This is a genomic window from Amazonocrinis nigriterrae CENA67, assembly GCF_016056305.1.
GTDB classification, from domain to species: domain Bacteria; phylum Cyanobacteriota; class Cyanobacteriia; order Cyanobacteriales; family Nostocaceae; genus Amazonocrinis; species Amazonocrinis nigriterrae.
This window is the reverse complement of sequence record NZ_JAECZC010000057.1, coordinates 24088-31004: the sequence shown is the minus strand read 5'-3', so window position 1 is coordinate 31004 and position 6917 is coordinate 24088. Positions and strand designations below refer to the sequence as shown.

Here is a 6917-nt window from a genome sequence, read left to right as displayed (position 1 = left end):
GAGCAGGGGGGATGGGGAGGGAGGAGAAGAGAAAAAATATTTTGTATCAAGTTTTTAGGTATAAAGGAGAATCTTATGCTGAAACTTCGCGCCGAAATCATTCAAGAAATCCGTTCTAAAACTAGCACTACCGAACTGCACCAATATCTCCAGTCCGCCATCAGGTTAGAACATTCCACCATTCCCCCCTACCTGACTGCTTTATACTCCATCAAACCTGGTCGTAATCAAGAGGTTGCTCGCATTATTTTGTCAATAGTGCGTGAAGAAATGCTACATATGACCATAGCAGCCAATGTCTTGAATGCGATCGGTGGTCATCCTGATATCAACCACTCAAAATTCATTCCCAGCTACCCCGGTAACTTGCCAATGAATATCGGTGACGATTTGATTGTGGGACTAAAGCCGCTCTCCAAAGAAGTATTGAAAGATACCTTTATGCGGATTGAAGAACCAGAAGATCCGATTAATTTCCCAGTAAAGCCTAATTTCCTGTTCCTAGAAAAAGAGGGATATGCAACTATAGGTCAATTTTATCAAGCAATTATCGACAAACTGAAAGAATTAGGGAGGCATTGTATTAAAGGAAATCCCAATCGCCAAGTCGTTAACGAGCAATGGTTTCCCCAAGATCAACTGTTTGCTATCACCAACTTAGACGAGGCTGTGGAGGCTTTAACCATTATTGTAGAGCAAGGTGAGGGTACACATAATAGCCCTCTAGATCCAGCAGGAGCCTATGCTCACTACTACCGTTTTGCAGAAATATATCACGGTCGCCGCCTACAAAAAGATTCTACAGTTAAAGAAGGATATTCATATAGTGGTGAGCCTGTACTTTTAGAAGAGGATGGGATTTGGCAATTAGTAGAGAACTCTAAAAGTAAGTATTACCCAAAAGGCAGTAAAGCCTTGCGCTTGGTGGATCAGTTTAACTACTCCTACACAAATCTCCTCAACGGTTTGCACAAAACCTTCAATGGTGAACCGCAGTATTTGAACACCGTCATGGGTTTAATGTATGAACTGAAACTGCAAGCACAGCAAATGGTGGAAATTACAGATCCTACTTTAGGTAAGCAAGTAGCACCTGCATTTGAATACGCAGCCGTGAATGTTTAGTTAAAATTCAAAGGTAACGAATAAAACTCTTTGTGTCTTCGTGTCTTTTGTGGTTCAATACCACTAAGACACTAAGGCACTAAGTATTTTTAAATCAGGTAGGCGTAAATACTAAAGGAGATAGACCAGTGAATATTACTAGCTGGAATTTTCAACACTGGCGCGGTTATTTAGAATTGATGCGTCCTGCTAATATTGTTACTGCTTGGGCTGATATTCTTGTAGGTTTTGCTGCTTCTGGTTGGATTATTTTTGATGACTTCATCAATGGACAAGCAAGTTTTGTTAATTTAATTCCTTTAGGCTGGTTATTATTGGCTACAACTGGTTTATACGGAGGCGGTATCGTTTTTAACGATGTTTTCGATGCCCAATTGGATGCAAAAGAACGACCAAATAGACCAATTCCTAGCGATCGCGTGTCTCGTGAGAATGCTACCTTATTGGGTAGTTTGTTATTTGCCATCGGCATTGCAGCGGCTTTTCAAGTATCTTGGTTGAGCGGCATTATAGGTATAGTTATCACTTTTGCAGCTTTATTGTATGACGCGATCGCCAAGCATCATGCTTTTTTTGGGCCGCTGAATATGGGATTGTGTCGTGGTTGTAACTTATTATTAGGTGTAAGTGCAGTACCTGCGATCGTTTCGGAACGTTGGTATTTAGCCGTGATTCCTGTTCTTTACATTGCTGCAATCACCGCAATTAGCCAAGGAGAAGTTAACGGAGGCAAAAAAATTACAGGAGTACTAGCAATACTCTTAATTTCCATAGTCCTGACAGCAGTTTTAGCCTTGGGAATTTTACAAGACTATACAGTAATTGCAGCCTTACCATTTGCTATTTTATTAGCTATCCGAGTCTTACCTAATTTTGTGAACGCTGCGCGTGAACCGATACCCGAAAAAATCCGAACTGCTGTGAAAGTAGGCGTGTTATCTCTAATTATATTAGATGCAACAGTTGCAGCAGGTTTCGCTGGTTTATATTACGGTTTATTAGTGCTAATTTTACTCCCAATTTCCATGAAATTAGCACAACTATTCGCTGTTACTTAAAGCTAGTTTTTTTTCATCTCACGCAAAGGCAAGGCAGCGCGTTGGGCGGCTTTGCCGACTTGAAGCGACTGCCGCGCAAAGACGCAAAGAAGCTCGCAAATATAATATGAAAATTACCACAGATAGCAATATTCATTTAACTTATTGCACTAACATTCATCCGGGTGAAACCTGGCCAGAAGTTTTTGCCAACTTAAAAAAGTATATTCCCAATCTCAAATCAAGATTATCACCTAAAGCACCCTTTGGTATTGGCTTGAGATTAGCAGATGTAGCTGCGAAAGAACTTTTAGAAAGTAATAACTTGGCTCAATTTCAAGAGTGGCTAACTGAGCAAGATTTATATGTTTTTACCTTAAATGGCTTTCCTTATGGGGGATTTCATCGACAGGTAGTAAAAGACCAAGTTTATGCACCAGATTGGTCAAAAAAAGAACGACTCGATTACACATTAAACTTGACACAAATTTTAGCAACTCTTTTACCAGCAGGGCTAACTGGCGGAATTTCCACACTACCTCTATCTTATAAACCTTGGTGGCAAGCAGACCAAGCAACTACTGAAACAGTTTTCAATAATAGCTGTATTAACCTAGCATTAGTTGTAGCTGAAATGATTCGCATCCGCGATGAAACAGGGAAGTTACTGCATATTGATTTAGAACCTGAACCAGACGGATTAATTGAAAATACATCGGAAGTTATCGATTTTTATCAAAATTGGTTGTTACCAATTGGCGGCAAATACTTATCAGAAAAACTCAATATTCAACAGACTTTAGCAGAAACTAAATTGCTAGAACATGTGCGACTTTGTTATGACACATGTCATTTTTCAGTTGAATATGAAGAACCAAAGTCTGTATTTGCGCGTTTGCAATCAGCAGGAATTAAAATTGGCAAAATTCAAATTAGTGCAGCAATTCAAGTCAAACTACCTGCGGAAGTTGAAAAACGCAGCTTAATAGTTGAACGTTTACGTCCTTTTGCTGAATCTACTTATCTTCACCAAGTAATAGAACGCCAAAGCGACGGAACACTACATCATTATCCTGATTTAGTAACTGCATTGCCATATTTAGAACAATCTTTAGCTGAAGAATGGCGTACTCACTTTCATGTGCCAATTTTTATTCGTGACTATCAAATTTTGGAATCTACCCAAGATGATATTGCAACTGTTTTACAGTTACTCCAGACAAATAATGCTTGTCAACATCTAGAAATTGAGACTTACACTTGGGATGTCTTACCAGCAGAAATGAAGATAGATTTGCTAACTTCTATTCAGCGGGAGTATGAATGGGTGTTAAATATAATTCGTAATTCGTAATTCGTAATTCGTAATTAAGGAATTTAGATATTATTTGCGTTTACATGTTTTGAATTAGTATACAAGGGAATTAAGTGAATGCAAAAAACGGTTGTTCTCAATATTGTAGGATTATCACCCAGTTTACTAGGAAAAAACACACCGTTTTTATCTTCTTGGGCTGCTAAAGGACGAGTAATACCCATTGCACCAGTATTACCTGCTGTGACTTGTTCTGTTCAGGCTACTTATTTAACAGGAAAATTGCCTGATGAACATGGAATTGTTGCTAATGGTTGGTATTTTCGTGATGAATGTGAAGTGAAGTTTTGGCGGCAATCTAATAAACTAGTGCAGGCTGCAAAAGTTTGGGAAATTGCTAAATCTATTGATCCAAACTTTACTTGTGCTAACCTTTTTTGGTGGTATAATATGTATTCCTCAGTAGATTATGCCATTACACCGCGCCCAATGTATCCGGCAGATGGCAGAAAATTACCTGATATTTATACTCAGCCTGGTGATGTGCGATCGCAAATCCAATCTGATTTAGGACAATTCCCTTTATTCAACTTTTGGGGGCCAAATACTTCCATAGTTTCTAGCCAATGGATTGCCAATTCAGCCAAATGGATTGAGGAACGTTACAGCCCTACATTATCATTAGTTTATCTGCCTCATTTAGATTACTGTCTGCAAAAATTTGGTCACGATGAAAAAGAAATTCAAGCAGATTTACAAGAAATCGATGCTGTCTGTGGTGAATTAATTCAATATTATCAAGCACGTAACGCTCAAGTAATTATTCTTTCTGAATATGGGATTACGCCAGTCTCCAAAGCAGTGGATTTAAACCGTGTGCTAAGGGCAAATAATTTAATTGCTGTGCGAGAAGAATTAGGACGAGAATTGCTTGATTTTGGTGCTAGCATTGCCTTTGCTGTCGCTGATCATCAGATTGCTCATATATATGTGAATGATCCTGCGTATATTCCCAAAGTTCGCTCTATTTTAGAAGGAATTGCAGGAGTAGCACAGGTATTAGATGAAGAAGGTAAGAAAGCTTACCATCTCAATCATCCTAGATCAGGTGAATTAGTTGCGATCGCTCAGCCTGATGCTTGGTTTACCTATTATTATTGGCTTGATGATGCCAAAGCGCCTGATTTCGCTAGAACTGTAGATATCCACCGTAAACCTGGTTACGATCCTGTAGAACTTTTCCTCGATCCGCAGTTAAAAATTCCCCAGGTCAAAGTTGCTTGGAAACTGCTGAAGAAACAATTGGGTTTTCGCTACTTAATGGATGTGATTCCTTTAGATGCTTCCCTAGTACGTGGTTCTCATGGTCATATTACCAATTCTCCAGCTGATGGGCCTTTATTTATCACTCAGCAAACTCACTTAGTCGAGCAAAACTCAATTGCAGCGACTGATGTTTGCTCATTGATTCTCAGACATTTAAAGTTAATGTAGATCAGATTTTTCGACTTATGTGTATACCGTCATGGAAATCACATCTTTGCTATTTACTAAGTTAGTACGAAGTTTTACTGTAAAAAGTTACATATAGTTCATAATACCTCGACAATCACGAATAATCATTTTATGATTGTGTAATCAGCTTGATGTTTGGCAGGGGAAAGCGGGGGCAAAATCCCTGGAGTCCCGCCAAAATCGCCAGAACCTTGACAAATCAATAATTACAGCGTTTCACAGGTCGGAGTAATTGCAACTATTTTGCAATAAGAGCGGCTGAAATTAACCAAAATTTCTCCCCCGCCAAAAACCCTGACAGGAAGCTTGTTATCTAACGGTTTCAGATTGAAGGGTTTCAACTTACTACTACCCCGCAAGGGGATTGAAACAATATAAAATAAAAATTAGCCAGCAATAACGCTGGGTTTCAACTTACTACTACCCCGCAAGGGGATTGAAACATTATATCACTAGCTGGAGCGTGGTACAACAAATACGTTTCAACTTACTACTACCCCGCAAGGGGATTGAAACATGCTAATGCAGGAATAGACCTTCCAGCATCTTTCTTTGTTTCAACTTACTACTACCCCGCAAGGGGATTGAAACAACATGTAGCGATATTCTACAAACGAGATCCACGCGTTTCAACTTACTACTACCCCGCAAGGGGATTGAAACAACTGGAATAATAATTGATTCACAAGTCCCACCCCTGGTTTCAACTTACTACTACCCCGCAAGGGGATTGAAACTACTCAAATTTCTTTAATTCCTCTTGACTAGCCCATGTTTCAACTTACTACTACCCCGCAAGGGGATTGAAACGATTGGCTAGATTAGATTTATGGGCAGCGATCGCTAGGTTTCAACTTACTACTACCCCGCAAGGGGATTGAAACATGGAAGGGCAGATGTCAATAGTAATGCAAAGGGTTTCAACTTACTACTACCCCGCAAGGGGATTGAAACAATAAATTTTATCTTTACGCATAACATTACCTCATGTTTCAACTTACTACTACCCCGCAAGGGGATTGAAACCAAAAATCAATGATTTTAATAGGTGTGTGCCGAGTTTCAACTTACTACTACCCCGCAAGGGGATTGAAACATAAGTTTTTCGCCCAGCAAATCAAAACTGCCAATTAGTTTCAACTTACTACTACCCCGCAAGGGGATTGAAACAACTCGTTCACAGGCGAGGAGATTGACCAAGCTTACGTTTCAACTTACTACTACCCCGCAAGGGGATTGAAACATCTAGGAGGTCATTAACCTGCCATATTACTGATTCACGTTTCAACTTACTACTACCCCGCAAGGGGATTGAAACAATATATGACTTACAGTCCCAGGACGCATGATTAAGGTTTCAACTTACTACTACCCCGCAAGGGGATTGAAACATTGCTGTTGGCTCCCACTGAAAAAAGCACAGGTTTCAACTTACTACTACCCCGCAAGGGGATTGAAACTGGGCTTCTTTGCCCCCACAAGATAAGCATCACTTCAAGGTTTCAACTTACTACTACCCCGCAAGGGGATTGAAACATTTCTTCTAATTGATTTTGGTATTTACCGTTACGGTTTCAACTTACTACTACCCCGCAAGGGGATTGAAACATAAAAGTCTCTTAAAGCATGATGTACCACACCACTGTTTCAACTTACTACTACCCCGCAAGGGGATTGAAACAACAAATTCTGGTTGTTTGGCAACTGTCCCAAGCATGTTTCAACTTACTACTACCCCGCAAGGGGATTGAAACATATTTTATAAAATATCGCTTGACTTTTGCATATCACGTTTCAACTTACTACTACCCCGCAAGGGGATTGAAACTCAAAATTGATTGATAACTGAATTAAAATTTAAAAGTTTCAACTTACTACTACCCCGCAAGGGGATTGAAACATCGCAGGTGACACCGTTTTTGTGA

Annotated in this window: 4 protein-coding genes and 1 CRISPR repeat array (1 of these 5 running past the window's edge); all 4 genes read left to right on the top strand. The window is 39.7% G+C overall.

Features of this window, described 5'->3' with window-relative positions:
• Positions 1 to 75 precede the first annotated feature (75 nt).
• On the top strand, positions 76 to 1125 hold the full coding sequence (locus I8748_RS24025; protein ID WP_198127055.1) for a ferritin-like domain-containing protein: 1050 nt from the start codon (positions 76 to 78) through the stop codon (positions 1123 to 1125).
• A 128-nt stretch (positions 1126 to 1253) separates the two neighbouring features.
• The gene (gene eboC / locus I8748_RS24020) at positions 1254 to 2183 is read left to right on the top strand and encodes a UbiA-like protein EboC (RefSeq protein ID WP_404800359.1); all 930 of its coding nucleotides are present in this window, start codon (positions 1254 to 1256) and stop codon (positions 2181 to 2183) included.
• Between the two features lie 106 nt (positions 2184 to 2289).
• Positions 2290 to 3516 carry a metabolite traffic protein EboE gene (eboE, locus tag I8748_RS24015; protein ID WP_198127054.1) on the top strand — a complete coding sequence of 409 codons (1227 nt, stop codon included), beginning with the start codon at positions 2290 to 2292 and terminating at the stop codon, positions 3514 to 3516.
• A 78-nt stretch (positions 3517 to 3594) separates the two neighbouring features.
• Positions 3595 to 4971, top strand: a complete 1377-nt coding sequence (locus I8748_RS24010) for an alkaline phosphatase family protein (RefSeq protein WP_198127053.1) — start codon at positions 3595 to 3597, stop codon at positions 4969 to 4971.
• 355 nt (positions 4972 to 5326) lie between these two features.
• Positions 5327 to 6917: a CRISPR direct-repeat array (repeat unit 37 nt; unit sequence GTTTCAACTTACTACTACCCCGCAAGGGGATTGAAAC); it runs 651 nt beyond the window's last position.

Coding starts and splice junctions, on each gene's coding strand:
- I8748_RS24025 (WP_198127055.1), top strand. CDS start 76: ATGCTGAAACTTCGCGCCGAAATCATTCAAGAAATCCGTTCTAAAACT.
- I8748_RS24010 (WP_198127053.1), top strand. CDS start 3,595: ATGCAAAAAACGGTTGTTCTCAATATTGTAGGATTATCACCCAGTTTA.
- eboE (WP_198127054.1), top strand. CDS start 2,290: ATGAAAATTACCACAGATAGCAATATTCATTTAACTTATTGCACTAAC.